The organism is Streptomyces sp. NPDC014882 (assembly GCF_043081325.1).
Lineage (GTDB): Bacteria > Actinomycetota > Actinomycetes > Streptomycetales > Streptomycetaceae > Streptomyces.
Map to the genome: position 1 here is coordinate 200,670 of NZ_JBIBWL010000014.1, position 26,439 is coordinate 227,108.

General features: G+C 75.0%; 24 protein-coding genes. 8 read left to right on the forward strand and 16 right to left on the reverse strand.

The features are described 5' to 3' along the window. The first annotated feature begins 121 nt into the window (after nucleotides 1-121). Nucleotides 122-598, forward strand: a complete 477-nt coding sequence (locus ACF09K_RS27695) for a DUF6299 family protein (protein WP_392247750.1) — start codon at nucleotides 122-124, stop codon at nucleotides 596-598. Between the two features lie 48 nt (nucleotides 599-646). On the opposite strand, the gene ACF09K_RS27700 is transcribed toward ACF09K_RS27695, so the two are convergent. The 3 genes from ACF09K_RS27700 to ACF09K_RS27710 all read right to left on the reverse strand — a co-directional run bounded on the left by ACF09K_RS27700 (nucleotide 647) and on the right by ACF09K_RS27710 (nucleotide 2,485). Beyond that, nucleotides 647-1,648 (reverse strand): hypothetical protein, encoded by a 1,002-nt coding sequence (locus ACF09K_RS27700; RefSeq protein WP_392247752.1) that lies wholly within the window; start codon nucleotides 1,646-1,648, stop codon nucleotides 647-649. Continuing rightward, nucleotides 1,645-2,043: a TraR/DksA family transcriptional regulator gene (locus tag ACF09K_RS27705; protein ID WP_392247811.1), complete on the reverse strand. Its 399-nt coding sequence runs from the start codon at nucleotides 2,041-2,043 to the stop codon at nucleotides 1,645-1,647. The genes ACF09K_RS27700 and ACF09K_RS27705 overlap by 4 nt, the downstream gene beginning before the upstream one ends. A gap of 112 nt (nucleotides 2,044-2,155) precedes the next feature. Next, the gene (locus ACF09K_RS27710) at nucleotides 2,156-2,485 is read right to left on the reverse strand and encodes a TraR/DksA family transcriptional regulator (RefSeq protein WP_392247753.1); all 330 of its coding nucleotides are present in this window, start codon (nucleotides 2,483-2,485) and stop codon (nucleotides 2,156-2,158) included. Nucleotides 2,486-2,979: 494 nt separating this feature from the next. Here ACF09K_RS27710 and ACF09K_RS27715 point away from each other — a divergent pair, with 494 nt between their 5' ends. From ACF09K_RS27715 to ACF09K_RS27740, 6 genes are all read left to right on the forward strand, one after another. After that, the gene (locus ACF09K_RS27715; RefSeq protein ID WP_392247813.1) at nucleotides 2,980-3,930 is read left to right on the forward strand and encodes a HAMP domain-containing sensor histidine kinase; all 951 of its coding nucleotides are present in this window, start codon (nucleotides 2,980-2,982) and stop codon (nucleotides 3,928-3,930) included. Then, complete coding sequence (locus tag ACF09K_RS27720) at nucleotides 3,927-4,610, forward strand: response regulator (RefSeq protein ID WP_392247755.1); 684 nt, start codon at nucleotides 3,927-3,929, stop codon at nucleotides 4,608-4,610. Before ACF09K_RS27715 ends, ACF09K_RS27720 begins: the two co-directional genes overlap by 4 nt. 59 nt (nucleotides 4,611-4,669) lie before the next feature. After that, nucleotides 4,670-5,101, forward strand: coding sequence for a hypothetical protein (locus ACF09K_RS27725; RefSeq protein ID WP_392247757.1), 432 nt, complete (start codon nucleotides 4,670-4,672; stop codon nucleotides 5,099-5,101). Between the two features lie 66 nt (nucleotides 5,102-5,167). Continuing rightward, nucleotides 5,168-7,651 carry a protein translocase subunit SecD gene (gene secD, locus ACF09K_RS27730; RefSeq protein ID WP_392247758.1) on the forward strand — a complete coding sequence of 828 codons (2,484 nt, stop codon included), beginning with the start codon at nucleotides 5,168-5,170 and terminating at the stop codon, nucleotides 7,649-7,651. Nucleotides 7,652-7,709: 58 nt separating this feature from the next. Then, nucleotides 7,710-8,378, forward strand: coding sequence for an RNA polymerase sigma factor (locus ACF09K_RS27735; RefSeq protein WP_392247760.1), 669 nt, complete (start codon nucleotides 7,710-7,712; stop codon nucleotides 8,376-8,378). After that, complete coding sequence (locus tag ACF09K_RS27740; protein WP_392247761.1) at nucleotides 8,375-9,457, forward strand: CU044_5270 family protein; 1,083 nt, start codon at nucleotides 8,375-8,377, stop codon at nucleotides 9,455-9,457. The genes ACF09K_RS27735 and ACF09K_RS27740 overlap by 4 nt, the downstream gene beginning before the upstream one ends. 179 nt (nucleotides 9,458-9,636) lie before the next feature. Here the strand turns inward: ACF09K_RS27740 and ACF09K_RS27745 are convergent, their stop codons facing one another. The 13 genes from ACF09K_RS27745 to ACF09K_RS27805 form a co-directional block, all read right to left on the reverse strand. Then, the gene (locus ACF09K_RS27745; protein ID WP_392247763.1) at nucleotides 9,637-11,265 is read right to left on the reverse strand and encodes a transporter; all 1,629 of its coding nucleotides are present in this window, start codon (nucleotides 11,263-11,265) and stop codon (nucleotides 9,637-9,639) included. Beyond that, nucleotides 11,262-11,600 (reverse strand): hypothetical protein, encoded by a 339-nt coding sequence (locus tag ACF09K_RS27750; protein ID WP_392247765.1) that lies wholly within the window; start codon nucleotides 11,598-11,600, stop codon nucleotides 11,262-11,264. The genes ACF09K_RS27745 and ACF09K_RS27750 overlap by 4 nt, the downstream gene beginning before the upstream one ends. 408 nt (nucleotides 11,601-12,008) lie before the next feature. Continuing rightward, nucleotides 12,009-12,695, reverse strand: a complete 687-nt coding sequence (locus ACF09K_RS27755) for a 2OG-Fe(II) oxygenase (protein ID WP_392247766.1) — start codon at nucleotides 12,693-12,695, stop codon at nucleotides 12,009-12,011. 167 nt (nucleotides 12,696-12,862) lie between these two features. Next, complete coding sequence (locus tag ACF09K_RS27760) at nucleotides 12,863-13,411, reverse strand: methylated-DNA--[protein]-cysteine S-methyltransferase (protein ID WP_392247767.1); 549 nt, start codon at nucleotides 13,409-13,411, stop codon at nucleotides 12,863-12,865. 35 nt (nucleotides 13,412-13,446) lie between these two features. Then, nucleotides 13,447-14,253 (reverse strand): MGMT family protein, encoded by an 807-nt coding sequence (locus ACF09K_RS27765; RefSeq protein ID WP_392247769.1) that lies wholly within the window; start codon nucleotides 14,251-14,253, stop codon nucleotides 13,447-13,449. Then, nucleotides 14,250-14,840, reverse strand: coding sequence for an RNA polymerase sigma factor (locus ACF09K_RS27770; RefSeq protein ID WP_392247771.1), 591 nt, complete (start codon nucleotides 14,838-14,840; stop codon nucleotides 14,250-14,252). The genes ACF09K_RS27765 and ACF09K_RS27770 overlap by 4 nt, the downstream gene beginning before the upstream one ends. A 75-nt stretch (nucleotides 14,841-14,915) precedes the next feature. After that, nucleotides 14,916-15,692 carry a BTAD domain-containing putative transcriptional regulator gene (locus tag ACF09K_RS27775; protein ID WP_392247772.1) on the reverse strand — a complete coding sequence of 259 codons (777 nt, stop codon included), beginning with the start codon at nucleotides 15,690-15,692 and terminating at the stop codon, nucleotides 14,916-14,918. A gap of 172 nt (nucleotides 15,693-15,864) precedes the next feature. After that, a complete protein-coding gene (locus ACF09K_RS27780) occupies nucleotides 15,865-16,833 on the reverse strand; it encodes a PfkB family carbohydrate kinase (RefSeq protein ID WP_392247774.1) in 969 nt (322 codons plus the stop codon). Between the two features lie 88 nt (nucleotides 16,834-16,921). Beyond that, the gene (gene metK / locus ACF09K_RS27785) at nucleotides 16,922-18,142 is read right to left on the reverse strand and encodes a methionine adenosyltransferase (protein WP_392247776.1); all 1,221 of its coding nucleotides are present in this window, start codon (nucleotides 18,140-18,142) and stop codon (nucleotides 16,922-16,924) included. A 46-nt stretch (nucleotides 18,143-18,188) separates the two neighbouring features. Beyond that, nucleotides 18,189-19,604: a lyase family protein gene (locus tag ACF09K_RS27790; protein ID WP_392247778.1), complete on the reverse strand. Its 1,416-nt coding sequence runs from the start codon at nucleotides 19,602-19,604 to the stop codon at nucleotides 18,189-18,191. Then, entirely contained in the window at nucleotides 19,601-21,571 is a 1,971-nt protein-coding gene (locus tag ACF09K_RS27795; RefSeq protein ID WP_392247780.1) for an FAD/NAD(P)-binding protein, read from the reverse strand. The genes ACF09K_RS27790 and ACF09K_RS27795 overlap by 4 nt, the downstream gene beginning before the upstream one ends. A 48-nt stretch (nucleotides 21,572-21,619) precedes the next feature. Beyond that, complete coding sequence (locus ACF09K_RS27800) at nucleotides 21,620-22,633, reverse strand: methyltransferase (RefSeq protein WP_392247782.1); 1,014 nt, start codon at nucleotides 22,631-22,633, stop codon at nucleotides 21,620-21,622. 3 nt (nucleotides 22,634-22,636) lie between these two features. Beyond that, the gene (locus ACF09K_RS27805) at nucleotides 22,637-24,355 is read right to left on the reverse strand and encodes a class I adenylate-forming enzyme family protein (RefSeq protein ID WP_392247784.1); all 1,719 of its coding nucleotides are present in this window, start codon (nucleotides 24,353-24,355) and stop codon (nucleotides 22,637-22,639) included. A gap of 240 nt (nucleotides 24,356-24,595) precedes the next feature. Here ACF09K_RS27805 and ACF09K_RS27810 point away from each other — a divergent pair, with 240 nt between their 5' ends. Continuing rightward, a complete protein-coding gene (locus ACF09K_RS27810; protein ID WP_392247785.1) occupies nucleotides 24,596-26,350 on the forward strand; it encodes an FAD-dependent monooxygenase in 1,755 nt (584 codons plus the stop codon). The last annotated feature ends 89 nt before the right edge of the window (nucleotides 26,351-26,439 follow it).

Below are 26,439 nucleotides of genomic sequence, written 5' to 3' on the forward strand. Positions count from 1 at the left end.
CCGGGACGACCCGCGGACCGTTCGCCGACGCACGGTGCGGACTCGCCACCGAAGGGGTGACGGTCACGGCCGCGGCCCCGGCCTCCGGGTACCAGTGGAATCCCCTACCAGGAGGTCTTCCATGCCGCCCCGTCCCGCCCCCCGCTCCGCCCCGCGACCCGTCCTGAGCTCCGCCCTGCGCCCCGTCCTCACCGCGGCCGCCGGCGCCGCCCTGCTCCTGTCGGCCGCGCCCGCGGTGACCGCGGCCGCCGACCCGTCCGAGAGCGTCACCGTCGACCGGGTCGGCCGGATCGCCGCCGACGGCACCGTCACCCTCACCGGCACCTACCGCTGCGTCAGCAGCTCCGGGCCCGTCTTCGTCGGCTCCTCCGTCGCCCGCGGGGACGCGGCCACCCGGTACGGCATCGGCGGCACCCGTGCCGTCTGCGACGGCGTCGCGCACCGCTGGGTGAACACGGGCAAGCCCGGACCGGACCCGGTCGAGCCCGGCGCGGCCCGCGTCGAGGCCACCCTGATGGAACTGCGCCCGACGGGCGGCCTGCCGCTGCCGCACCTCCACGCGGCGGACGCGGAGGACGTCACGCTGACCGCGGGCTGACGTCACCGGCCGGCCCGCCGGCCGGTGGACCGACCGGCGGGCCCGCCGTCAGCGGGGCCGGGGCACCCCGGCCCCCGCGACGCCGGTGGCCGAGGGGTGGGCGTGCGCGGCCCGCAGGAGTTCCGCGGCGCCCCGTACGGCAGCGGTGCGCGGGGCGGGCACCGCGCGGACCGGGGCGTGCAGGCGGCCGGTCAGCCGGTAGGGGATCTCCGGGCGCGACGCGCCCCCGCCGGCCAGCAGGACACCGCGCCGCAGGGCGTCGAACGTCCGCGGCGTGCGGTCCTCCTCCAGCATCGCGGTCACCATGACGGTGACGGCGTCGACGAGGAGGTCCGTCTGCGGGGCGGCCGGCGGGACGGTGCCGTCGCCCCCGAGCGTGCCCGGCGGGACGCGGTCCGGGACGCCGCCCCGCGTGCCCGGCACGCCGCCGTCCACGTCCCCCGTCCCCAGCGCGATGCCGCGGGCGTCGACCACCGCCCCGTCCGCCAGCAGGACGACCTCCGTGAGACGGGCACCGAGGTCCACGACGAGCAGCGGCCGGGACAGGTCGGCCCGCGCGGCCACGGCGACGGCACGCGCCGCGGGGACGGTGAGCACGGCACGCGGGCGCAGCACCTCGACGGCGGCGCGGACCCGGTCCCGGTGGGCGACGCCGCCCAGGACGGGTGCGCTCACGATGACCAGGGGGCGGCCGCGGCCGCCGGCCCCGGGCTCGCGGCCACCGGCCCCCGGCTCGCGGTCGCCGAACAGCCTGTCGAGCAACCGTGCCGTACCGGCACTGTCGACGACGCTCCGCCGGACCGGGTCCCCGGCCCCGGAGCCGGTCACGGTCCCCGGACCGGCCGTGGTCCCCGAGCCGGAGCCGGAGCCGGAGCCGGAGCCGGAGCAGGTCCCGGAGGCCGTCGCGGTGGGGACGTCGAGGATCGTGCCCCGGTCGGACGTCCAGACCCGCGTGCGGGCGCCGCCCACGTCCAGGGCGAGGCCGTAGCACCGTCGGCACAGCGGCCACGGCCGGTGGCGGCCGGAGCCGCGGCGGACCGCGGGGATCACCGGCCCGCCTCCCTGAGCTGGCGGCAACGGGCACAGTGGCGGGCCTGCGGCACGATCGCCAGCAACTCGCGGGCGACGGGCCGCCGGCACAGGCAACAGGAGCCGTAGCGGCCCTCGTCCATGCGGCGCAGCGCCGCCTCCACGTCGGCGAGGACCATGCGGGCGGAGGCGGCGAGCTGGACCCCGACCTCGACCTGGGAGGGAGTTCGCAGCTCGCCCGGCCCGTCGCCCGTCCCGTCACCGGGGACGGGCGACGAGGCGGCGGACGTGAGCTGCTGGATCTGTTCCCGGCGGAACAGCAACTGCTCGTGCAGGTTCTCGCGGAGCGCGGCGAGGTCCTCCACGGAGAGCTCCCCCGCGGCGGGCCCCGCCGCGGGGGAGCTCCGCTCGGGCAGGGCCTTCTCCGGACGGGCCCCCTCGGACGGGGCCGGGGCCCGCTCACCGATGGTCCGGTGGTTCACGACTTCCCCCTCGGTCAGGGCACGACAGGAAAACGGAGGCTCGGGGTCAGGCGCCGTGACGCCGGCAGGGGACGCAGAACCGCGTGTACGGCAGGATCTCCAGGCGTTCGGCGGGGACGGGCCGGGAACAGCCCGCGCAGGTGCCGTAACTGCCGTCCCGGACGCGCGCGAAAGCCGCCTCGATCTCGGTGAGCACGCGCCGGACGGCGTCCTTCTGCGCGGACGTCACCTGGTCCGTCACCTCCTGCCCGGCCTCGTCGAGGGCCCGCAGCTGGGCCAGCCGCGCATCGCGCTCGTGCTCGAGACGCTGACGGGCCTCGTGCGCCGTCAGACGCTCCGGACGGCTCTCGGTCGGGGGGGTGTCGAGCGACGACATGGCGGGACCTCTTCCTCGGGTGACTGGGGTGACTGGGATGGCTGGGGTGGCTCAGCCGGCTCGGATGGCTCGGCGGGGGAGCGGTCCGGTGGCCGTCGCCGCTCCCCCTCCACCGTCGCCGACGGGCCGCGTCCTGCCTATCGGGCGCAGTACCCATCCGCCGCCGCACGCGCTGCCCCCGGGGACACCGCTCCGGCGGGCGCGCGCACCGGGAAATGGGCATCAGAGCCCATCGACGCGGCGGCGCACAGCGCGCACGCTGGTCGGGGGGCGGCCGGTCCGCGTCCCGCGTCCCCCGCGCGCGGGTGAGCGGGCGCGGTGAGCCCGACCCCGCCGACGGGACCGACCCCGCCGACGGGACCGACCCCGCCGGCCGGACCGACCCCGCCGGCCGGACCGACCACGACCGACCCCGTACGAAGCGTGTCCCTACGATTCCTGCGACCCCCGTCATCCCCGTGATCCCCGTGATCCCTGCGAAAGGCGCGATCCCGATGTCCCTGTTCTGGCGGATCTTCGGGCTGAACGCGGTGGTGCTGGGCACGGCCACCGGGCTGCTGCTGTGGGCTCCGGTCACCGTCTCCGTGCCGGTCCTGCTGACCGAGGCCGTGATCCTGGTCGGCGGCATGCTGGTCATGCTGGTCGCCAACGCGGCCCTGCTGCGGCTCGCGCTGGCCCCTCTCGACCGGCTCACCCGCCTGATGACCACGGTGGACCTGCTGCGCCCCGGCCAGCGGCTGCCCGCGTACGGCATGCGCGAGGTCGCCGACCTCATCCGGACCTTCAACGCCATGCTCGACCGGCTGGAGAGCGAGCGGGCGGCGAGCAGCGGCCGGGTGCTGGTCGCGCAGGAGGCCGAACGGCGCCGCATCGCCCAGGAACTCCACGACGAGGTGGGGCAGACGATGACCGCGATCCTGCTGTCGCTGAAGCGGGCGGCGGACGAGGCGGACGAGCCCCTGCGCGGCGAACTCCAGCAGGCCCAGGAGATCACCCGGGGAAGCCTGGACGAGGTACGCCGCCTGGTACGCCGGCTGCGCCCCGGGGTGCTGGACGACCTCGGCCTGGTCAGCGCCCTGACCTCGCTCACCACCGAGTTCGCCGCCCACACCGGACTGCGCGTCCTGCGCCGGTTCGACACGGACCTGCCGGCCCTCGACCCGCAGACGGAACTGGTGCTGTACCGGGTCGTCCAGGAGAGCCTGACCAACGCGGCCCGCCACGCCGGGGCCGGCCGGGTCGAGGTGAGCCTGTCCCGCACGGACGGCGCGCTGCTGCTGGCCGTCGCCGACGACGGCCACGGAACCGGCATCGCGCACGAGGGCGCCGGCATCCGGGGGATGCGTGAGCGCGCGCTGCTCGTGGGGGCCACCCTGGACATCGTCTCCCAGCCGGCCGGCACCCAGGTCCGGCTGACCGTGCCCGCCGAGAAGAAGGTGCCATGACGACCCCGACCGTCCCGACCCCGGCCGTCCCCTCCCCGATCCGCATCCTCCTCGCCGACGACCACGCCCTGGTACGGCGCGGAGTACGCCTGATCCTCGACCGTGAACCCGACCTCGAGGTCGTCGCCGAGGCCGGGGACGGCGCCGAGGCCATCGCCCTGGCGCGGGCCCACGACATCGACCTGGCCGTGCTGGACATCGCCATGCCCCGGATGACCGGCCTCCAGGCGGCCCGTGAACTCGCCGCGCTGAAGCCGGGCCTGCGCATCCTGATGCTGACCATGCACGACAACGAGCAGTACTTCTTCCAGGCGCTGAAGGCCGGGGCCGGCGGATACGTCCTCAAGTCCGTGGCCGACCGCGACCTGGTCGCCGCCTGCCGGGCCGCCGTGCGCGACGAACCCTTCCTCTACCCCGGCGCGGTCACCGCCCTCGTGCGCAACTACCTCGACCGCGTCCGCCACGGAGAGGAGCCCCCGCAACGGGTGCTGACCGCGCGCGAGGAGGAGGTCCTCAAGCTCGTGGCGGAGGGCAACACCTCCAAGGAGATCGCGGAGACGCTGTTCATCAGCATCAAGACCGTCCACCGCCACCGGGCGAACCTCCTCAGCAAGCTCGGCATGCGCGACCGGCTGGAACTCACCCGGTACGCCATCCGGGCGGGCCTCATCGAGCCCTGAACCGAGCGAGAGCGAGGAGACGGAGAAGAAGGGGCGAAGTGAAGGAGGGAGGACGGCACATGACACGCTCCGCGCGCCCCGTCCCCCGCGGCGGCCCCCGCCCGACGGCGACGGCATCCGCCCTGCTCACCGCGCTCCTCGTCGTCCTCACCGCCTTCCTCGTCCCGGCGGCACCCGCCGTGGCGTACGACGGCCCCCGCCCGCACGCCCCGAACGGCGCCGCCATGCCCGTGCCGGCGACCGCCATGCCCGTGCCGGCCGCCGGCACGCCCGTCGCCGACGACGCGCCGCCCGCCGTCCGCACGGCCGCGGCCCGCGTCCACGGCGACCTCCCCGCCCCGCCGGCCCCGGCCGGTCCCGCCCCCCGGCGACCGGCCGGTGCCGTGCCGCCGGGAGTCCCGGCCCCGCCGGCGGCCGTCCCCCCGTCCGTCCGCCCGCGGCCGGCGGACGGGCACCCCCTGCGCGCCCCGCCCCCGCCTCCAGGCAGCTGACGTCCCCCTCTTCCCTTCCTCCGCCGCGGCCCCGTCCGGGCCGCGGCACGCCTGCCGGAGGCCCGCTTGTCCCGCGCCCAGCGCATCCGAGGGCTGCTCGCCCTCGCCGTCGTCGCCCTGTCCCTGTACGTCGCCGTGACCGTGCCCGTCCACCTCGGGCTCGATCTGCGCGGCGGCACCCAGATCGTCCTGGAGACCCGCCCCGCCGCCACCGATACCGCCACCGACACCGATACCGCCACCGACACCGCAGGCGGCGACGCCGTCGACCGCACCGTGGAGGTGCTGCGCGGCCGCGTCGACGCGCTCGGTGTCGCCGAACCCACCATCGTCCGCTCCGGTGACGACCGCATCGTCGTCGAACTCCCCGGCGTCCAGGACCCGGCCGAGGCGGCGGAGGTCCTGGGCCGCACCGCCCGGCTCACCTTCCACCGGGTGCTGGGAACGGCGGGGGCCGCCCCCGAGGACACGCCCGGAACCGGGCGCGAGGCCGCCCCCGAGGCCCTGCCCGGCTCCGCCCCCGACCCGCGATCCGGAGCCACCCCCGGGCCGCGATCCGGCCCCATCCCCGGCCCCGACCCCACTCCCGGCTCCGCCCCCGACCCCACCCGCCCGCGCGTCCTGCCCGACGAGTCCGGTCAGCCGCTGCGCCTCGACGCGGCCGCGCTGACCGGCGGCGACGTCGGGGAGGCCGCCGCCCGGTTCGACCAGCAGGGCGGCGCGGGCTGGCACGTCACCGTCGACTTCCAGGACGCGGGCCGCGACCGCTGGGCCCGCCTGACCGGAGCGGCGGCCTGCAGCCCGGCCGGCGACCCGGCCCGCCGGGTGGCCATCGTCCTCGACGACAGGATCATCTCCTCGCCCCAGGTCGACCCCTCGGTGGACTGCGGCGTCGGCATCGGCGGCGGCTCCACGATGATCAACGGCGCCTTCGACGACGGCGAGGCCCGGGAACTCGCCCTGCTCGTCAACGGCGGCGCCCTGCCCGTACCGGTGGAGACCGTCGAACAGCGCACCGTCGGCCCCACCCTCGGCGCGAGCGCCATCACCGCCAGCGCCTGGGCCGCCGCCGTCGGCAGCGCGCTGACCGTCCTGTTCGTCATCGTCGTCTACCGGCTGCTGGGCCTCCTCGCCGCCGTGGCCCTGCTCTGCTACGGCCTCATCTCCTACGCCGCCCTGGCCGCCCTCGGCGCCACCCTCACCCTGCCCGGCCTGGCCGGGTTCGTGCTGGCCATCGGGATGGCGGTGGACGCCAACGTGCTCGTCTTCGAGCGGGCCCGCGAGGAGTACGCGGCGCGCCACCGGACCACCCCGCGCTCGGCCCTGGCCGCCGGCTTCCGCAACGCCCTCAGCGCGATCGCCGACTCCAACATCACCACCCTCATCGCCGCCGGACTGCTGTTCGCGCTCGCCTCCGGACCCGTCCGCGGCTTCGGCGTCACCCTCGGCATCGGCGTCCTCGCCTCGATGGTCAGCGCCCTGGTCGTCACCCGCGCGCTCGCCGACCTCGCCATGGCCCGGCCGGGACCGCGCCGCCTGCCCCGCCTGACGGGCATCGCCCACACCGGCGCCGTCCGCGACCGGCTCGCCCGCAGGGACCCGCACCTGATGCGCAGGCCCCGCCGGTGGCTGGCCGCGTCCGCCGCCGCACTGGTGCTCGCCGGGGCCGGAATCGCCCTGCGCGGCCTCGACCTCGGCATCGAGTTCACCGGCGGCCGCCAGATCGAGTACGCCACCGCCACCCCGGTCCACCCCGACCGGGCCCGCGCCGCCCTCGCCGACGCCGGCTTCCCCCAGGCCGTCGTGCAGACCTCCGGCGAGAACCGGCTCACCGTCCGGACCGGCCCGTTGAGCAACGCGCAGGCGGACGCCGTCGACGCGGCCGTCGGCGGGCTGACGAGCCGCGCGGACACCCTCCGCGACGAGGCGATCGGCCCCAGCCTCGGCGCGGAACTGCGCCGGGGCGCGATCGTCGCGCTCTCCGTCGCCCTCGGCGCCCAACTCGTCTACCTCGCGGCCCGGTTCCGTCTGCTGCTCGGCACGGCCGCCGTCGCCGCCCTCGCGCACGACGTCGTGATCCTCGTCGGCGTCTTCGCCTGGCTCGGCAAACCGGTCGACGGCGTCTTCCTCGCGGCGCTCCTCACCGTCATCGGCTACTCCGTCAACGACTCCGTCGTCGTCTTCGACCGCGTCAGGGAACTGACCCGACGCGCGGACAAGAGCCGTGCGGACGACGGGCACACGGACAAGGGGCACACGGACAAGGGGCGCACGGCCTCCTTCCGCCGCACCGCCGACCGGGCGCTCCTGCAGACCCTGCCCCGCACGGTCAACACCGGGACGGGCGCCGCGATCGTCCTCACCGCGTTGGCGGTGTTCGGCGGCGACTCCCTGACCGACTTCGCCCTGGCCCTGCTCGTCGGCCTCGCCGTGGGAACGTACTCCTCCATGTTCACGGCGATGCCGCTGGCCGTCGTGCTCCATGAACGCCGCCCGGGAACCCCGGGAACCCCGAAAACCCCGGGAACCCCGGCAACACGGTCGTCGTGACGCAGGTCACGGGAAGGGGGCCGGGGGTGCCGGACAGCTCATGGAGGTGAGCACTGATATGCGTACCCGGGTACGGGCCGGGGATCCCGCCGCCTTCGCGGAGCTGTTCGACAGCTGGGCGAAGGCGGTCTACAACCACGCCTTCCGGCTGACCGCCGACTGGTCGACGGCCGAGGACGTCATGGCCGCCACCTTCATGGAGGCCTGGCGGCTGCGCGACCGGGTCGATCCCGAGGGCGGCTCGCTGCGGCCGTGGCTGCTGGGGATCGCCACCAACACCGCCCGCAACCAGTACCGCAGCAACCGCCGGTACCGGGCGGCCGCGAACGCGGCCGCGGCGGCCGAACTGTCGGTGCCCGACCACGCCGAGGAGGTGGCCGGCCGGGTCGACGACCGGCGGCGCCTCGCGCGGGCGCTGACCGCGCTGGCGGGCCTGCGCCGTGCCGAACGCGAGGTCGTGGCGCTGTGCCTGGGGGAGGGCCTGGACTACGAGGCCGCCGCGGAGGCGCTGGGGATTCCGGCCGGCACCGTCGCCTCCCGCCTGTCCAGGGCGCGCGGGAAGCTGCGCGCCCTCACCGACGACGCCCCGCCGGACCCGACGGCCGGGACCGCTGCCGCCGCCGCGCCGAAACTCCCCCGCGGAAAACGGGAAGGCCACCGCCCCGGCCGACAGACAAGAGACGACCACGCACCCGTGGTCCGGCCCGCGCAGGAAGGAAACCGATGAACGCGAGCACGCCCCGGCAGCGTCCGGCCGAGCGGGAAGAGGACGGCACCCTCTTCTCCCGGACGGCGCGTGACCTGCCGTCGGGCCGTCACCAGTTCCACAAGGAGCGTCTGATGGCCCGGATCCACGACGAACAGCACACGGCGGCCCCGTCCCCCGCCCCGGCCGCGGTCCGGGGGTGGTGGCGGCGGCTGCCGCGCCCGGCGGTCACCCTGCCCGCGGCGGCGGTCCTGGCGGCGGCGGCGGTCGTCGCCGTGACGGTGACGTCGGGCGGCCCCGCGCGGCCCGGTGTCGCCACCGCGCCCCTCCTCACCACGCCGATCGGCGCCGCCAGCGCCAAGGGCGTCCCGCAACTGCTCGACCGGATCTCGCTGGCGGCGGCCGAGGCCGGCCACCCGGAGGTCGCGTCCGGCCAGTTCGTCTACATCGAGTCCCAGGTCGCGGACACCTTCCTGAAGACCGTCGACGGCAGGACCACCCTGGCCGCCCACGCACTGCACCGCCGCCAGGTGTGGAAGTCCCCGGACGGCACCCGGGGATGGCTGATCGACCCGGCCGTCAACGACAGCCCCGAGGGCGAGACCCTGAGCCTCCCCGACGAACAGGGCAACACCCCGAAGGCACACCTCAACAGCCCGTCGTACGACTACCTGTCCGAGCTGACCACCGACCCCGACGCCCTCCTCGCCAAGATCTACCGGGAGACCGAGGGCCAGGGGAACTCCCCCGACCAGGAGGCCTTCACCACCATCGGCGACCTCCTCGGCGAGAGCTACCCGCCCGCCGGGCTGTACTCCGCCCTGTTCCGCACCGCCGCGAAGATCCCCGGCGTCGTCGTCGTCCGGGACGCCGTCGACGCGGTGGGCCGGCACGGCGTGGCGGTGGCCCGGCTGGACGAGACCAGCGGCCAGCGGGAGGAGTGGATCTTCGACCCGAAGACCTACGTCTTCCTGGGCGAGCGCACGGTCCAGGTGGAGAGGCGGACCGGCGAGGACACCCTGATCGAGCCCGGCACGGTCACCTTCACCAGCGCCGTCACCGAACGAGCGGTGGTCGACGGCATGAAGCAGACCCCGTAAGGGCCCCTCGGCGGCGCGGCGCGGCGCCGGGCCCGTGCGCGAGGCCCGGCACCCGGGCGCGCGCACCGGACACGACCGTGCCGCGCCACCGTGCCGCCCCACCGTCCGGCCCGGCCGGGCCGCCCACCGGAGGCCGTCGGTGGGCGGCCCGCGGAGGGGCGCGGAGGGGCGTGGACGGTTCAGACGGTGTCCGGTTCCCTGCGGCGCTCCGCGACCGGTACGGCGCCCGCCGCCCGGCGCGGATCCGTGACGCTGCCCAGCCAGCCCAGCAGGAATCCGGCCGGCACCGTCACCAGGCCCGGGATCGTCACGTCCCAGATCCTGAAGTCGTGCCCCGGGAAGATCGACCCGGGCGTGCCGGACGCGTACGGCGACACCGCGAGCGCCACGACGCTCACCACCGTGGCACCCCACAGGCACCACAGCGCACCGCGGGCGGTGAACCCGGGCCAGTACAGGGCGTACAGCAGGACGGGCGCGAGGGCGGCGCCGCAGACGGCGAGCCAGAGCGTGGAGACGACCACCAGGTTCCAGTCGGCGGCGACGACCGCCGCGACCGCGGCGAGCGTGCCCGTCAGCGCCGCCGACCACCGCGACGCGGCACCGTCCGCCGTCCCCGCCGTCCCCGCCGTCCCCGCCGTGCCCGCCGTGCCCGCCGTCCCCGCCGGGCGGCTCCCGGCGGGCTCGCCGAAGGCGCCCAGCACGTCCCGTCCCAGCGCGATGCCGGCGGCGAGGGTCACGTCCACCACGGCCGCGAGCGCGGTGAGGAAGAGGACGCAGGCCAGGGCCGCGACCAGGATTCCGCCGCCGTCGAGCGCCCGCCCGAGCATCAGCGGCGTGAACACCTGCGCCGCCGGACCGGCCTCGCGCAGCGCCTCGCCGACGAGGGCCGCCGCGCCGACGCCGACGACGGTGAGCGCGCCGTACAGCAGGGTGAGTTCGCCGAGCATCCAGCGGCCGACGGTCCGGGCGCCGCGCGGGCTCTTCGTCGAGATCGCCCGCATCAGCACGGCGGGCATCGCCAGCGTGGCCATCGACATGCCGAAGGTCTGCCCGATCCGGTTCACGGCCCCCACCCACCCGTCGCCCGTGTAGCCGCCCGGACGCAGGTACGCCTCGCCCATCCGCGAGCCGTGCGCGGCGGCGTCGAGCAGCCGCCCGGGGTCCCCGCCGAAGCGGTGGAGGACGAGCACGGCGGCGACCACCAGCACGGGCAGGGCGATCGCCGACTTCGCGATCATCACCACGCCCGTGCCCCGGATCCCGCCGCTGACGGCCAGCGCCGTCATCGCGCAGCCGATCACCACGATGCAGCCGGTCCGCGTGCCGGGCTGCCCGATCAGCGCCGCGGCGACGTTGCCGACCACCACCAACTGCACGACGAGCAGGGGGAAGCAGACGAACAGGGTCACCACGCCCCACGAGACGCGTACGGCGGGCCCGCCGCTGCCGCGCGCGTCCAGCAGGTCCGCGGCCGTCAGCGAGGCGTGCCGGCGCAGCGGCTCGACGACCAGCACGAGGAGCAGCATGACGCCGATCAGGCTGCCCAGCATGACACCGAGGCCGTCGAAGCCGGCCGCGGCGACCATGCCCACCAGCACGGTGACCGTCGCGACCGTGGTGGTGTCGCCGCCCATCGCGATGCCCTGCTGCCAGGAGCGCAGCCGGCGGCGGCCGTCGGACCGGACGAGGGCCCGGTCGTCCTCGTCGGCGCCGGTGACGATGCACAGCATCAGGCAGATCACGACGAACACCGAGAACACGGCGAAGACGAGGGACCGGGACGAGGGGTCGAGCAGCGTGGTCACGACCACCTCCGGGCGCCCGGCCGCGGCTCGAGCCGGTCCACCCGTCGCCCGTACACCACCAGCGCGTGCACCCCGACGGCGAAGGGCACCACGGCCGCGATCACGCCGAGGCTCACCGGTCCGGCGATCCGCGTGCCGTACACGGCCGGTACGAGGGCGGCGAGCAGGACGTAGACCAGCCAGGTGGCGGCGATCCGGACGCCGAGCCGCAGCCCGACGGCCAGCCGCGCCGCCTCCTCGGCCTCGTGCCGCTCGTGCTCCGCGGGAGGGCGCGCGCCGGCCGCGGGCTCGTGAGGGTGGGGCGGCCCGTGCCGGGGCTGCGGTCCGAAAGACATGTGTGCGGCTCCGCTCACGTCGATCCGGCACCCGGAAGGGGTGCGCGCAATGGTGTGGACGCGGAGTCAATCAGACGGGCACACGAAAGGGACCGCCCTGGGCGCAGATCTGTTCCCCCGCCCAGTCCGGTCTGTTCGTCTGCCCAATCCGGGCCGTTCCTCCGATCGATCGGCTATGTCTTCCGCCTTATCCGCAGTCGTGTGGACGGTGAACGGGAAGCAGGCGGGCCGACGCCTTTCCTACGGCCCTGTCCAGGGAATGCGCGGCCCTTTTCCGGCGCTCGCGGAAAAGGGTTCCGCTCGAATGCGGGGAGCGGTTCGCCGAATTCCGGACCTGACGCGCGCGGCAGCCGGGCCGGCCGGCGCCGGGCGGAAACCGACCGGCACCGACCGGCACCGGCCGGCGCGTCACGGGGCGTCATGGAAGATCACGCCGAGGACGTGCCGCCGGCCGTCGTGCACCGCGCTCACCCCGTGGCGCAGCATGAAACGGCTCCAGCCCCGCGCCGACGGAACCGGACGGTCGTGCACCGCGAAGATCAGCCCCTGTCCCTGGCCCGGCCGCTTCACCACCGGACGGGACTGGGCGCGCGGACGCTGCTCGACGAAGACGCTCTCGCCCCCGGTGAAGTCGACGTCGGGACGGTCCAGCATCACCGCCACCTGCAACGGGAACGTCAGCTCGCCGTAGACGTCCTGGTGCAGGCAGTTGTAGTCGCCCGGGCCGTAGCGCAGCAGCAGGGGCGTGGGCCGCAGCTGCCCGGCCGCGGCGCAGGCCGCCGCCAGTTCGGCGTGGGTCTCCGGGAACCGGGGCCGGCCCACGCGCTCCGCCCACTGGTTGGCGATCCGGGCCAGCGGCGGGTACAGCCGCCTGCGCAGGGCGGTCACCACCGGGGGCAGGGGGGCGGCGAAGTAGCGGTAGCGGCCGCTGCCGAAGCGGTGGCGGCCCATGTCGACGGTGCTGCGGAACACGTCGTCCCGGTCGAACAGCGCGCGGATCTCGTCGCAGGCGTCCGGCGACAGCAGGGGCGGGGTGACGGCGACGCCCTCGGCGTCGAGTGCCGTGGTCAGCGCGGGCCAGTCCAGTGCGTCCACGGCGGGCAGTTCGATCGTGTCGTCGGTGCCGGCGCCGGGCGCCGCGGGAGGGCGGCCGTGCTCCAGTCCCGGCAGGTGAGGGGTGTGGTAACTGGTCAGTGTGGGCTCCGCGGTCGTGGACGGGGACGGGCGCCGGAGGCGGGGGATGTGCTCCGGCGCCCGCCGGTTCAGAGGGACGCCGGGGCCGCCGTGCGGCCGGACTCCAGGTCGAGCAGGAACCGCTTGGCCGCGACACCGCCCGCGTACCCGGTCAGGCGACCGCCCGAGCCGACGACCCGGTGGCAGGGCAGCACCACGCACAGGGGGTTCGCGCCGAGCGCGGTGCCCACGGCCCGCGCGGCCCGCGGCCGTCCGAGCGCGGCGGCCAGCTCGGCGTAGGTGCCCGTCACCCCGTACGGAAGGATTCCGCCCAGCCCTTCCACGGTCGTGCGGCTGAACGGGGTGGCCAGGCGAAGGTCCATCGGCACGGTGAACGAGCGGCTGCGGCCCGCGAGGTACGCGTCCAGCTGGCGGCCCGCCTCCTCGACGATCCGCAGCTGGGCGGGGCCCGCGGCGTCGGCGTCCACGACGGTCAGGCCACCCCGGGCGAGCCGTGCCACCGCTCGCTCGCGGTCGTCGAAGGCGCACAGCACCAGCGCGTCGTCGGTGGCCGACAGGGCCAGGGGACCCAGCGGGGTGGGGTGCGAGACGAGTACTGCGGTGAGTGGGGTGGGCATGGGAACCTCTCTGTGGTGCTCTGTGGCGCGCCTGGTCAGACGGTGATGGGCCGGCAGCTCTTGCAGGCCCGGTAACCCGCCTCGCGGGCGTCCTGCGCGGTGCGGAAGTGCACCCGGTGCCCGGGAGTGATGCGGCGGGCGTGGGCGCAGGTCGGGTGGCAGTAGATGAAGGTGGTGTCGCTGCCGAGGAACACCGCGCCGGCCCGGGACAGCTCCTTCACCCGGCGCATGTCGATGTGCTCGGCCCGGCGCAGGGCCGCGCCGGCCTTCGGCAGGTACGCGGCGTCGCAGGGCGAGCCGTTGTCGTGCGTGACCCGGTGGCACGGTATGAGCACGGCGACGGGGTTGGACGCCAGCGCGCGCAGGACGTCGGAGGCCGAGGGCGGAGTCCCGGTGGCGGCCTCGCGGGCGATCCAGCTGAGCGGCCGCAGCTGCCCCGCGGGGATGTTCCGTACGGCCTCCAGGACCGCGCGCTGTTCCTCCGGCAGGCCGGACAGGTCGATCGCCAGCCGGCGGGCCCGGCCCGTGCGCAGCGCGGGGAGGAGGCCGGGCAGCGGCTTGCTGCCCGGGATCGCCGAGCGGCCGGTGCGGGCGCGGTGCAGTTCCTCGAAGGCGGCCCCGGTCAGGCCCGCCGAGTCCAGGCAGGCACCGGTCACGGCTCGCGGGCTCGCGGCCACGAACAGGCCGCCCGCGGCCGTGTCGAGGCGCACGTAGCTGTCGTAGTGGTCCTCGGAGATGCCCACGCGGCGCAGTACGCGCAGCGCGAAGTCCTCCGGTGCGGCCGGTGCGAGCTCCGGCAGGCCCCGCGTGACCGCGTCGTCGTCGCTGTCGCTCTCGTTCACCTCGTCACCTCCTTCAGCGCCGTCGGCTCCCATCCGAGGGTGCGGCGCAGGCCGGCCAGCCCGCGGGAGACCTGCGCCTTGGCGGTGCCGACCGCGCAGCCCTGCACCTCGGCCACCTCCGCGTAACTCATCCCGACGACATGGTGGAGCACGACCGGTATGCGGTGGTGCTCGGGTAAGGCCGACAGCGCCGTGACCAGGCGCGACCGGTCCTCCGTCGTCACCGCGCGCTCCTCCGGACCGGGGCTGTGGTCCGGCCAGACGTCCATGGTCTCCTCCACGGGCAGCCCAGCCGTGACCGGGCGCCGTTTCCGTGTGCGGACGTGATTGCGCCACACGTTCGCCGCGATGGTCATCAACCACGCGCGGGGACGCAGCTCACGGCGCCGTGCGGGGGTGTACCCCTGCAGGGCCGTGTAGGCGCGCAGGAACGTGTCCTGTCCCAGGTCGTCCGCCTCGGCGAAGGAGCCGGAGACCCGGTACAGGAACGCGTGCACCGCCCCGGCGTGCACCCGGACCAGCTCGGTGAAGCCGGCTTCGAGGTGCGCCGCCAGGAGATCGGTCAGCTGCTCTGCCTTCTCGTCCATCACTGAGACAAACACCGTCCGGGGGCAGGGTGTTGCAGGCGTGCGGGAGCGGTCACCGGCGGACGGCCGGAGCGGTCACCGGTGGACGGCCGGAGCGTCCAGCGCCGAGCTGCCGACCAGGACCGCCTGATACAGGCGCTGCATCCGGGGGACGGGCTCGATCCCCAGGGAGTCGCCGAGCGCCCGGCGCAGGTGGTGGAAGACGTCACCGGCGCGTTCGCGCTCGCCGGAGCGGTACAGCGCCACCATCAACTGGGCGTGCACGTTCTCGTGAGTGGGGTGGCGCGCGGCCAGGTCGCTCAGCTCGTCGACCAGCTCACGATGCTTGCCGAGCGCCAGGTCGGCCTCGATGCGCTGTTCCAGGACCCCCTGCCGGGTCTCCGCCAGTTCCGCCAGGTGGGGTGAGCTGAGGGGGCCCGTGCTGACGTCGGACAGCGCGGGGCCGCGCCACTGCGCGAGGGCCAGGGTGAACATCTTCGAGGCCGTCCGGTGGTCCCCGGTGGCGGCTGCCAGGTGCCCCAGCCGGGTCAGCTCCGTGAACCGGAACCGGTCGAAATCGGCCGTTTCGAGGGCGAGCTGGTAGCCCTGGTTCCTGGTCAGGAGCAGATGGCTGCGGTCCCTGCGGGGGCCGCGCAGGGCCTGCCGTATGTGGAGCACGTAGGTCTGGAGCGTGGACATCGCGCTCTTGGGGGGAGTGGAACCCCACAATTCGGTGATGCAGTCGCTCGCCCGGACCATCTGCGGCGTGTGCAGCATCAGGAATGCGAGGAGCTGGCGCGGTTTCGGTGCACTCGGCACCAGATTCACTCCGGCGTCGGAAAGTAAGAGGGGGCCGAGAATACCCGAGTTCATGAAGAGTTCCTATCCCCGTAATGTCGTCACACTTCGAACCGGCATTCTATTTACTTGAGCAAGACTAGGAGGGTGTCACATCGGCGTCAAACGCAAAAGGGGATGATAGCGAATCGAGTCGACCGGCCGGTTTCCTCGATCTCCAAAGATCTTCGGAGGCCTTCGGAGATCTTCAGAAAGGCAGTCGGGCGGCTATTTGATCTGCGGCGTCCGGGCCGTAGGCGCATCTGATGCGGGCCGTCAGCCGCTCCCGCACCAGCGGGTAGCCCTGGGCCTCGGGCGACTCGAGCGCCGCTGCCGCCAGGGCGCACCCGAGCTGCGCCCCGCGCTCGGCGCGCCACCCCCAGACGGCACCCGCCAGGAAGCCGGCGCGGAACGCCTCGGCGGTCCCGGACGGATCGCCCTCCCCCACCGCGCGCACCGCCTCGACACCGGCCGCCGGGCGCCCGCGCCGCACGACGGCCGCCCCGCGCGGCCCGCGCGTCACGACCCAGGTGCCCACCCTGCCGAGCAGTTCCGCCTCGCCCCACCCCGTGAGGTCGCGCAGCAGCGGCACGTCGAACTCGTCCGTGAACGCGTAGCGGGCCCCGTCGACGAGCCTGCGGGCCTGGCGGCCGGTGAGGCGGGACAGCTGGTCGCCGGGGTCGGCCGCGAAGGGGATGCCGAGCCGCCTGCACTCCTCGGTGTGCCGCACCATGGCCTCGACGTCCCCCGCCGCCACCACGACGAGCCCCAGCCCGCCGATACGGCGTGCGGCCGGCAGCAGGGTGATGTGCCGGGACTCCGGCTGCGCGCCGTCGTACGACAGCCTGAGCCGGCCGTCCTCGGCGTCCCTGATCTCCACCGCCCGCGCCGTGTCCAGTTCCTCGCTGACGCGGACGAGTTCGAGGTCCACGCCGTACGACAGCAGGGAGCGGCCGTAGTCGGCGAAGTCCTTGCCGACCGCCCCGGCCAGGAGCGGGCGCAGGGCGAGACGGCCCAGTCCCGCGGCGATGTTGGCGCCCGCCCCGCCGCGGCGCACCCGCAGGGTGTCGGCCCGCACCGCGGCGGCGCCGCGGCCCATCGCCGTGCCGTCGGCGAGCCGGCCCGCGACGGTCAGCACCTGGTCGGTCGCGATGGCGCCGGTCACGGCTATGCGCATGGTGATACTCCTAGGGAGCCCAGGCCCGTCAGGAGGGGACGACGCGGCCCCGGACCACGAGGGGCCGGGGCCGCGTCCGGGCGGACGGTTACCGTCCGGCGGCCCGGCGCAGGGCGTCGACGCGGTCGGTCCGCTCCCAGGTGAAGTCGGGCAGTTCGCGGCCGAAGTGCCCGTAGGCGGCGGTCTGGGCGTAGATGGGGCGCAGCAGGTCGAGGTCGCGGATGATCGCGGCCGGGCGGAGGTCGAAGACGTCCGTCACGGCCTTCTCGATGACGGACTGCGAGACGGTGGCGGTGCCGAAGGTCTCGACGAAGAGACCGACCGGCTCGGCCTTGCCGATGGCGTAGGCGACCTGCACCTCGCACCGGGAGGCCAGCCCCGCGGCGACGACGTTCTTGGCGACCCAGCGCATCGCGTAGGCGGCGGAGCGGTCGACCTTGGAGGGGTCCTTGCCGGAGAAGGCACCGCCGCCGTGACGGGCGTAGCCGCCGTAGGTGTCGATGATGATCTTGCGGCCGGTCAGGCCGGCGTCGCCCATGGGGCCGCCGATCTCGAAGCGGCCGGTGGGGTTGACCAGCAGGCGGTGGCCCTCGGTCTCCAGCTTGATGCCCTCGTGGGCCAGCTCCTCCAGGACGTGCTCGACGACGTGTTCGCGCACGTCGGGGGTGAGCAGGGAGTCCAGGTCGATGTCGCCGGCGTGCTGGGAGGAGACGACGACGGTGTCGAGGCGCTGGGGCTTGCTGCCCAGGTACTCGACGGTGACCTGGGTCTTGCCGTCCGGGCGCAGGTAGGGCACGGTCCCGTCGCGCCGCACCTCCGACAGGCGCCGCGACAGGCGGTGGGCCAGGTGGATGGGCAGCGGCATGAGGCTGGGCGTCTCGTCGCAGGCGTAACCGAACATCAGACCCTGGTCCCCGGCGCCCTGGAGGGCCAGCCGGTCCTCCCGGGCCGACGCGGCGTCGTCGGTGCGCTGTTCGTAGGCGGTGTCGACGCCCCGGGCGATGTCGGGGGACTGGGCCCCGATGGAGACGGACACGCCGCAGGAGGCGCCGTCGAAGCCCTTGGCGGAGGAGTCGTAGCCGATCTCCAGCACGGCCTCGCGGACGAGGGCGGGGATGTCGGCGTACGCGCTGGTGGTGACCTCGCCCGCGACGTGGACCTGACCGGTGGTGATCAGGGTCTCCACCGCGACGCGGGCCGTGGGGTCCTGGGCGAGGAGGGCGTCGAGGATCGTGTCGCTGATCCGGTCCGCGATCTTGTCGGGATGGCCTTCGGTGACGGATTCCGAGGTGAAGAGCCGGGCAGCCATGAGAACTCCAGGGGTCGGGACGGCAGGGCGTGCGTCAGGACGTGCGTCAGGACGTGCGGTGACGTTCCAGGACGTGGTCCACCAGGGAGGCGGCCGCGCCCGTGTACGTGGCGGGATCGAGCAGGTCCGCCAGTTCCCCGGGACCCGGCGAGGGCCCGATCCCGGGGTGTTCGGCGAGGACGTCGGCCAGGGGCCGTCCGGTGCGCGCGGCCGTCCCGGCCGCCTCCGACAGCAGCCGCTTCGCCGCGGCCCTGCCGAGCCTGGGCGCCAGGACCGCGACGATCCGCTCGGACGACATCAGGGCGCCGGTCGCGGCCGCGTTGGCCCGCATCCGCTCCTCGTGGACGACGAGCCCCTCGCACAGCTCGACGGCGGTGTGCGAGGCGCCGCCCGCCAGCCGCAGGCATTCCCGCAGCAGCAGCCACTCGGCGTGCCAGACGCCGCCCGAGCGCTCGTCCTCGGTCACCAGGCACTGCGTCAGCGCACCCGCCAGCGCGGGAACCTGGAGCGCGGCCGAACGGATCAGGGTGGCCAGCACCGGATTGCGTTTGTGCGGCATGGCCGAGGAGGTGCCGCGCCCGGCCACGGGCGGCTCGCTGACCTCACCGACCTCGGTGCGGCCCATCGACTGCACGTCCACGGCGATCTTCCCCAGCGCCCCGGTCACGAACGCCGCGGCCGCGGCCACGTCGGCGACGGGGGAGCGCAGCGCGTGCCAGGGCAGCGGGGCGGTGGCCAGCCCGGTCTCGGCCGCGAACGCCTTCGACAGCGCCGCCGCGTACGCCGGCGCCGCCGTGTCCGCGGCCGGCACGCCGTCCACGGCCGAGTACTCCAGGTAGCCGGCCAGGGTGCCCGCCGCACCGCCGAGCGAGACGGGCAGCCGGCCGTCGAGCAGCCGGCCGACACGGCCGGCCGCCTCGCGCACCAGCAGCCCCCAGCCGGCGGCCTTGAGCCCGAAGGTGGTCGGCACGGCGTGCAGGGTCAGCGTCCGCCCGGCCATCAGCGTGTCCCGGTGCCGTGCCGCCAGCCGGTCCAGCGCCGCCGCGGTGCGCAGCAGGTCGGCGTGGACCAGGCGCAGCGCCCGGTCGCAGACCAGCATGGCGGCGGTGTCGAAGACGTCCTGACTGGTCGAACCGCGGTGCACGTACTCGGCGGCCCTCGGGTCCTCCTCGGCGACGACCGCGGTGAAGGCGCTGACCAGGCCCACCACCGGGTTGGCGCTCTCCCGCGCCGCGACGGCGAGCCGGCGCAGGTCGAGCCGCTCCGCGCGGGCGGCCCCGGTGATCGCCGCGGCGGCCCACGCCGGCAGCGTGCCGAGCCCGGCCTGGGCCCGCGCCAGCGCCGCCTCCGCGTCCAGCATCGCCTGGAGCCAGGCCTCGTCGTCGACCGTCCGCTCCACCGGGGTGCCCGCCCGCACCGGGGAGAGCAGCCCGGAGTCCGGTCCCGCCGGGTGCGCCGTCATGCCGGCGCCTCCGTCAGCGTCCGGCCGTGACCCCGCCGGGAGGCGCTCGCGCGGGCGGGGGCGAGGGCCAGTACCGCCCGCGCGATGGCGTCGGAGTCGCCCAGGGTCACCGAGTTCACCCCGGGTCTGATGCCGGCCGCCGTCACCCAGTGCACCGCCTCCGTCGGCACCCCGTACGCGAAGCGCCGCGGATGCCCGCGGCCGTACGCGTCGACCAGGTGGTACGGGCGCTCGGTGACCTCCAGTCCGCCCGTCTCGTAACTCGTGCCGCACGCGCCGGGGATGCGGAACGGACGGCACTGCCCGCTGGCCAGCAGCCCGCGCAGCAGCGGGTCGCAGGTCCGGCGCAGGTCCGGTTCCGGCAGGCGCGCCTCGACCAGCACCCTGGCGCGCACGGGGTCGCCCTCCACCCCGTCCGACTCGGCGACGAACGCTCCCGCCGTGCCGTCGACGACCACCCTCATGCCCGGCCCGATCAGGTCCAGGACGCCCGCCTCGATCAGCGCGATCAGCTCCTCGATGCGCGAGGAGGGCGGGCCGATCGACAGGAAGGCGTTGAGCGGGGTGTACCAGCCCTCCACCTCGTCCCGGTAGGAGTGGCCGTCCAGGCCGCCGTGGTCGAGGGCGAGCCGCACCTCGTTGCGCAGATCGCGCAGCACGTCCAGCGCCGCCTTGAGCGGTCCGCTCACGTTGCCCGCCCGGGCCTCGCGCACGTCCCGGCGCAGGTGCTCCAGCGTCCAGCGGCGGAACTCCGCCCGGTCGGCGAACTCCCGGTCGCCGTGCGGCCGGAAGATCCGGTCCCAGTCCCACCGCTCGTCGTGCGCGACGCGGTACGCGTCGAGCAGCTCGTCGGCGGGGGCGGAACCCGCGGGCAGCGAGACGAACCGCTCGACGAACTCCTCCCGTTCGGCCTCCCGGCCCCGGGCGGCCAGCAGCGTCCCGTAGTAGACGCTCTCCACCTCCCTGGCGATCAGCGGCCACAGGTCGGTGCCGAAGTGCACGCGCTCACCGTCCACCGCGCGTTCCCGCAGTGCCGCGACCACTCCCTCGGTCAGCACGCGCGGCTCGTGACGGCCGTGCGCGCCCTTCTCGTTGGCACCGCGGGCGTGGTACGGGACGCCGCGCCGGGAGCCCGCGACGATGCGCGGCTCCCGGCCGGAGGGGCGGTAGACGAGGCGGTCGCCGACGCGGTCGAACCGGCCGCCGCGCCCCACGGTGAGCAGCGCCATGTGGTCGAAGAAGTTCAGGCCGAGCCCGCGCAGCAGCACGGTCTCGCCGGACCGCACGTCCGACAGGTCCAGGTCGGCCGGGCTGGCCGGCAGGACGTGCAGCAGCCCGTGGGCCCGCGCGCGCTGCGAGAGCCGCCGCTGGGCGGCGGGGACGTCGGTCGGCACGTGGCCCTGGGAGAGGACGACCGCGTCGAGGCCGTCGAGGACCTTCCCGTCGGACAGGACGACCTGCTGCGCGCCGTCCCCGGGCCGCTCCCGCAGGGCGACGGCCCGGGCCCGGTGGACCCGCACCCGTACGTGCGGCGGGGCGCCGGAGACCACCCGGGCGAAGACGTCCTCCAGGTAACTCCCGTAGAAGGCGCGGGACGGGTAGTCGTCCGGGCCGAGCCGGCGCGCCTCGGCGCGCACGGCCTCGTCGTGGAGCGCCGCCCCGCCGGGCCCGTCGGCGAGCGCGCGCGCCCACGCGTACAGACTGGGGCCGGGCTCGACGGGGCCGTCCATCTCGACGCTGGCGTCGGTGAACGCGGTCACCTGTGAGGCGACGGTGTTCATCAGCAGCACCCGCGACTGTCCGGTGCGCCACACCCGCCCGGCCCCGGGGCGGTAGGGGTCGACGACGTGCACGGTGACCGCCCGGTGAGCGGGCGCGGAGCGTTCGTTGGCGCACAGCCGTTCCAGTACCGACAGACCGCGCGGTCCCGCACCGACGAGGCACAGGCCGAGGTCACCGCTGGGCATGGTCGTCCTCCATGGGGTCGGGGGGAGGGCAGGGACGGAAGGGCCGCCTCATGCCGGTGCGGCGACCAGCAGACTCGTCTCGAGGGCGAGGGAGCGCACGCTCTCCAGCCGCAGGCCCGCGGCGCCCAGGACGGAGCGGTACCCGTCGAGGGTGCGCTCACGGCCGCCCGCGGCCATCAGCAGGTGCAGGTCCCACAGCAGCGGCAGCACCGGCGCCGTGCCGTCGGTGGCGACGACCCGTTCCAGCACCAGCAGCCGGCCCGTGTCCGCCATGGCCTCGCGGATGTTGGCGAGGAGCGTCACGCACCGTTCGTCGTCCCAGTCCTGCAGCACCCGGGACAGCAGGTACACGTCGTGGCCCGCGGGGACCTTGTCGAAGACGTCGCCCGCGGCCGTCTCGTAGCGGTCGGCGCCGACGGCGGCGCTCAGGTGCCGCTCGGCCACCGGCAGCATGTGCGGCAGGTCGAAGACGGTCCCCGTCAGGTGCGGGTGGGCCTGGAGCACGGCCGACAGCAGCAGTCCGCTGCCGCCCGCCACGTCGACCACGGTGTGCGCCGGCGCGAAGTCGAAGGCCGCCGCGACCTCGGGGAAGAACACGTTGCCGGCGTTCATGGCGCGCAGGAACCGCGGTCCCGCGTCGGGCTCCTCGCGCAGGTAGGCGTGCAGCGAGGTGCCGAAGGCGTGCTCGAAGCCGGAGGTCCCGGTGCGGATCGCGGGCACCACCGCACCCCAGGCGCGGTGGAACTCCTCCCCGTACAGCAGCACCATGTCGCGCATGGACCGTTCGCCGTCGGCGACGAGGAGCGCGCCCACGTCGGTGAGCCCGTAGCCCTTCTCCTCGTCGCCGGTGAACACGCCCAGTGCCGCGAGCAGCCGCAGCAGCCGCGCGAGCCCGTCCTCACTGGCGCCCGTGCGTTCGGCCAGCTCCGGGACGGTGCCGTGGCCGGCGGCGATGTGGTCGGGCAGGGACAGGGCGGCCGCCGCGTGCAGGGCCTGGGCCCGCCAGGTGCCGGTGATCAGATCCACCACCCGGCGTGCCGCCGTCGTCTCGGTACCGGACATGGGTCAGACCTTCCGTACGGGGGTGGACACGGCGAGCGCGGGGTCGCCGGTGCGGGACAGGACGGTGCGCAGGCGTTCGCGCAGTACGCGTTTGAGGACCTTGCCCGTGACGCCCACGGGGAGTTCGGAGCGGTCGGCGGCCAGCAGCAGCCCGCCGAGCGGTGCGAGGCCCTCACGGGCCAGGGCCGCGTTGCACTCCCCGAGCAGCCGGGCCGCGTCGCGCGGGGCGCCGTCGGCGAACAGGACGACCGCCAGGGGACGGGAGTGCCCCGGGGAGCCGGGATCGTCGACCGCGACGACCGCCGTGTCCAGCGCCTGCGTGGCGAGCAGGACGACCTCCTCCGCCGGGAGGCTGTACACCGGTCCGTCGGCGGTGTGGATCACGTCGGGGGTGCGGTCGAGGTGGTACCAGCTGCCGTCGTCGCCGCGGCGCATGATGTCGCCGGTGAGGAAGTACCCGTCGACCGTCGATTCCTCGGTCAGGTCCGGTTCGTCCAGGTAGCCGGCGGTGATGCTGGGGGTCTGCACACCGAGCCGGCCGGCCTGCCCGTCGGGCAGTTCACGGCCCTGCTCGTCGAGCACCGCCGCCTTGCGCACCACCTTGGCGGGCAGTCCGATGTGGCGTGCGTACCGGGTCGTCTCGGGCGTGTAGGCCTGCTTGAACAGCACCATGCCCATCTCCGACGACCCGAGTCCGTCGAGGTAGCGCGAGCCGTTCAGGACCTTGCCGTTCTCGGTGCGCCGGCCCAGGGCGATCAGCGGGCGGATGTGCCGCTCGTGGGAGGCGTCGCCCATGCCGTGCCAGGTGTGGATGTGCCGGGCGGCCTCGGCGCCGATCTCCTCGGTGGGTATCTCGGCCAGGGTGAGCGGGAAGGCCAGCACGGTGGTGGGGTGGAACAGGTTGACCGCCCGCGCCACGGACCCGCCGCTCGCGTCGTCGAGGATCAGCGTCGGGATGCCCAGCAGGATCGCCAGGCTGAGGTAGCTGATGCCCGCCGAGTGGCTGTGCGGCAGTGCCGTCAGCAGCCGGTCGGAGCGCAGCGAGGGGAAGGACCACAGCCGTTCCCGCTTGCCCGCGAAGAACGAACCGTGGTGGAACACCGGGGCCTTGGGCCGGCCGGTGGTGCCCGACGAGTGCGAGATCATGATCAGGTCCTCGTCGGCGTGCCGGTGGGGGAAGCCGGGCATCGGCCGGGGCGGCAGCGGAGCGGTGACGGCGAGCGTGGCGATGTCCGCGACCACGGGCGTGGCCTTCCCGGGGGCGTCCGACTCCCAGGCGTCCGCGAGGCCCTTGAGCAGGTCGCCGTCGCCCACCAGCACCGTGGTCCGGGTGCGCAGGAAGTACTCGGCGGCCGTCGCCGGGGCCATTTTGGGGTTGCAGTGCACGGCGGCGGCGCCGAGCGACGTGATGGCGATGTGGTGGATCAGGCCGAGCAGCCCGTCGCGGGTGTGCAGGCCCACGTGCGTCCCGGGCCGCACCCCGCGGCCGCGGTACCAGTGGGCGTAGCGGATCGCGTCGACGCGCACGTCGTCCAGGGACATCGCCCGGGGCTCGTCCGTCGCCCAGGTGGGGGAGGACACGTCGGGGTGGAACAGCAGCGGACGGTCCCGGTCACGGGCGACGCGCCACGCGTGCCAGAAGAAGTTCCCCGCCCCCAGATCCCGGTCGGCGTGGAGGCGCAGGCGTTGCGCGACGGACCTGTGGGTGCCCAGCAGGAACATAGGAATACCTCACTCCGCATTGATGCGCCGAATACTTCTGCTTCGGTCACCGGTGAGACATCGCGGCCCGTGACACCCCAGCGGTTCGGTAAAGGTTCGTGGCGGAGTCTCCAACCGGCTGCTAAAGGGCCGGTGGAAAGCCGCCCCGGCCGTCGATCTTGCTTCGTTCTTCAGCGCGGGTTGCGACGATCGCACCGGTTCGATCGAGTTCGATCGAGAGAAGGCTGGAGGCCGCACCGGATGGACGATCCGCTGACAACTCCGGTCGCCGTGGTCGGCGGCGGCCCGGTCGGATTGATGCTCGCGCTGTTGCTGGACCGGCAGGGAGTGCCCTGCGTCGTCCTCAACTCCTCGGCGGACGTGCCGGACCAGCCGCGTGGCAGCACCCACAACGCGCGGACCATGGAGCACTACCGCACGCTGGGACTGGCCGAGCGGATCCGCGCACTGGGCCTGCCCGCCGGTCACTCGGCCGGCATCTCCTTCTTCACCCGCTACAACGCCCACGAACTGGCCCTGCTGCCCTGGCCGGGCAGCGCCGAGGTGCTGCGCCGCCGGGCCGCGGCCGACCGTACCGACCCGTCCCCCGAACCGATGCACCGGGCGAACCAGATGTACGTCGAGCGGCTGCTGCTCGACCACGCCCGCACCCGCCCGCGCATCACCCTGTGCTACGGCTGGACGGTCACCGCCCTGCGCGAGGAGGCGGAGCACGTCGACGTGGTGGGCGAACGCGACGGTGCCCGGCGCGTGTTCCGGGCGGCGTTCGTCGCGGGCTGCGACGGCGGGCACAGTCTGGTCCGACGCCACCTCGGCATCCGCTACGAGGGAGAGGGCACCCTCGACCAGGACATCCTCGGGCGCCGCTCCGTCGCCGCCCACCTGCGGGTGCCCACCCTGTACCGGGACTTCCTGCGCGACCGCGGCGCGTGGAGCAACTGGGTCGTCAACGCGGACCTCGCGCTGAACCTGATCGCGCTCAACGGCGTGGACGAGTTCTTCCTGCTCACCAGCTCCGTCGACCCGGACACGGCGACCGACGCGGAGCTGGTGCGGCTGGTGCGGCGGGCGGCGGGGGAACCCCTGCCGGTCGAGGTGCTCAGCCGGCGGCCCTGGACCGCGGGCGCGGCGCTGGTCGCCGAGTCGTTCGGCACGGGCCGCATCCGCCTCGCCGGTGACGCCGCGCACCTGTTCACGCCCAACGGCGGCTTCGGCATGAACACCGGTGTCGACGACGCCGCCAACCTCGCCTGGAAACTCGCGGCGGCCGTGCGCGGCTGGGCCGGTCCGGACCTCCTGGACACCTACGGCGTCGAGCGCCGGCCGATCGCCCTGCGCAACACCTCCGCGGCCCGGACCCTCGGCCAGGGACTCGGCGCCGTCGACCGGCCCGCCCGGCTGGAGGAGGACTCCGCCGCCGGCGAGGCCGCCCGCGCCAGGACCGGGGCGGAGCTCGCCGAGTACGGGATGCGCACCCTGGACACCCTCGGGGTGCAGCTGGGCGCCCGCTACGACGGCTCCCCCCTCGTCGCCGGGGACGGGTCCGGGCCGGTGCCCGACTCCTTCGCCGCGTACACGCCCTCGGCCGCGCCGGGCGGCCGCGCACCCCACCTGTGGCTCGACGACCGCCGCGCGCCGGGCAGTTCGCTGTTCGACCGGTTCGGACCCGGGTTCACGTTGCTGCGGCTCGGCCCGCGTCCGCCGCGGACCGGAGGGATCGAGGCCGCGGCCCGCGCCCGGGGCGTGCCGCTGCGGGTCCTGACGCTCGACGATCCGCTCGCGCGTGAGCTGTACGAGCGTGATCTGGTGCTGGTCCGCCCCGACCAGCACGTCGCCTGGCGGGCCGACCGGGAGCCCGGCGACCCCGGGGCGCTCCTGGCGCAGGTCACCGGGGGAGCGCACGGGACGGCGGCGGGCCGGTCGCCGGCCGCGGCCCGCGGGCCGCGGCGGCCGAGCACGATCCAGGTCCCCGCGCCGGGGGCCGGCAGAGCCTGAGTGAGGGTAAAATCCGCGCGGATCGCGACGTTTTGACCGGGTATTCCACCCGGGTATTCCACAGGGATGACCTCCTGTCGGCCTGCCCG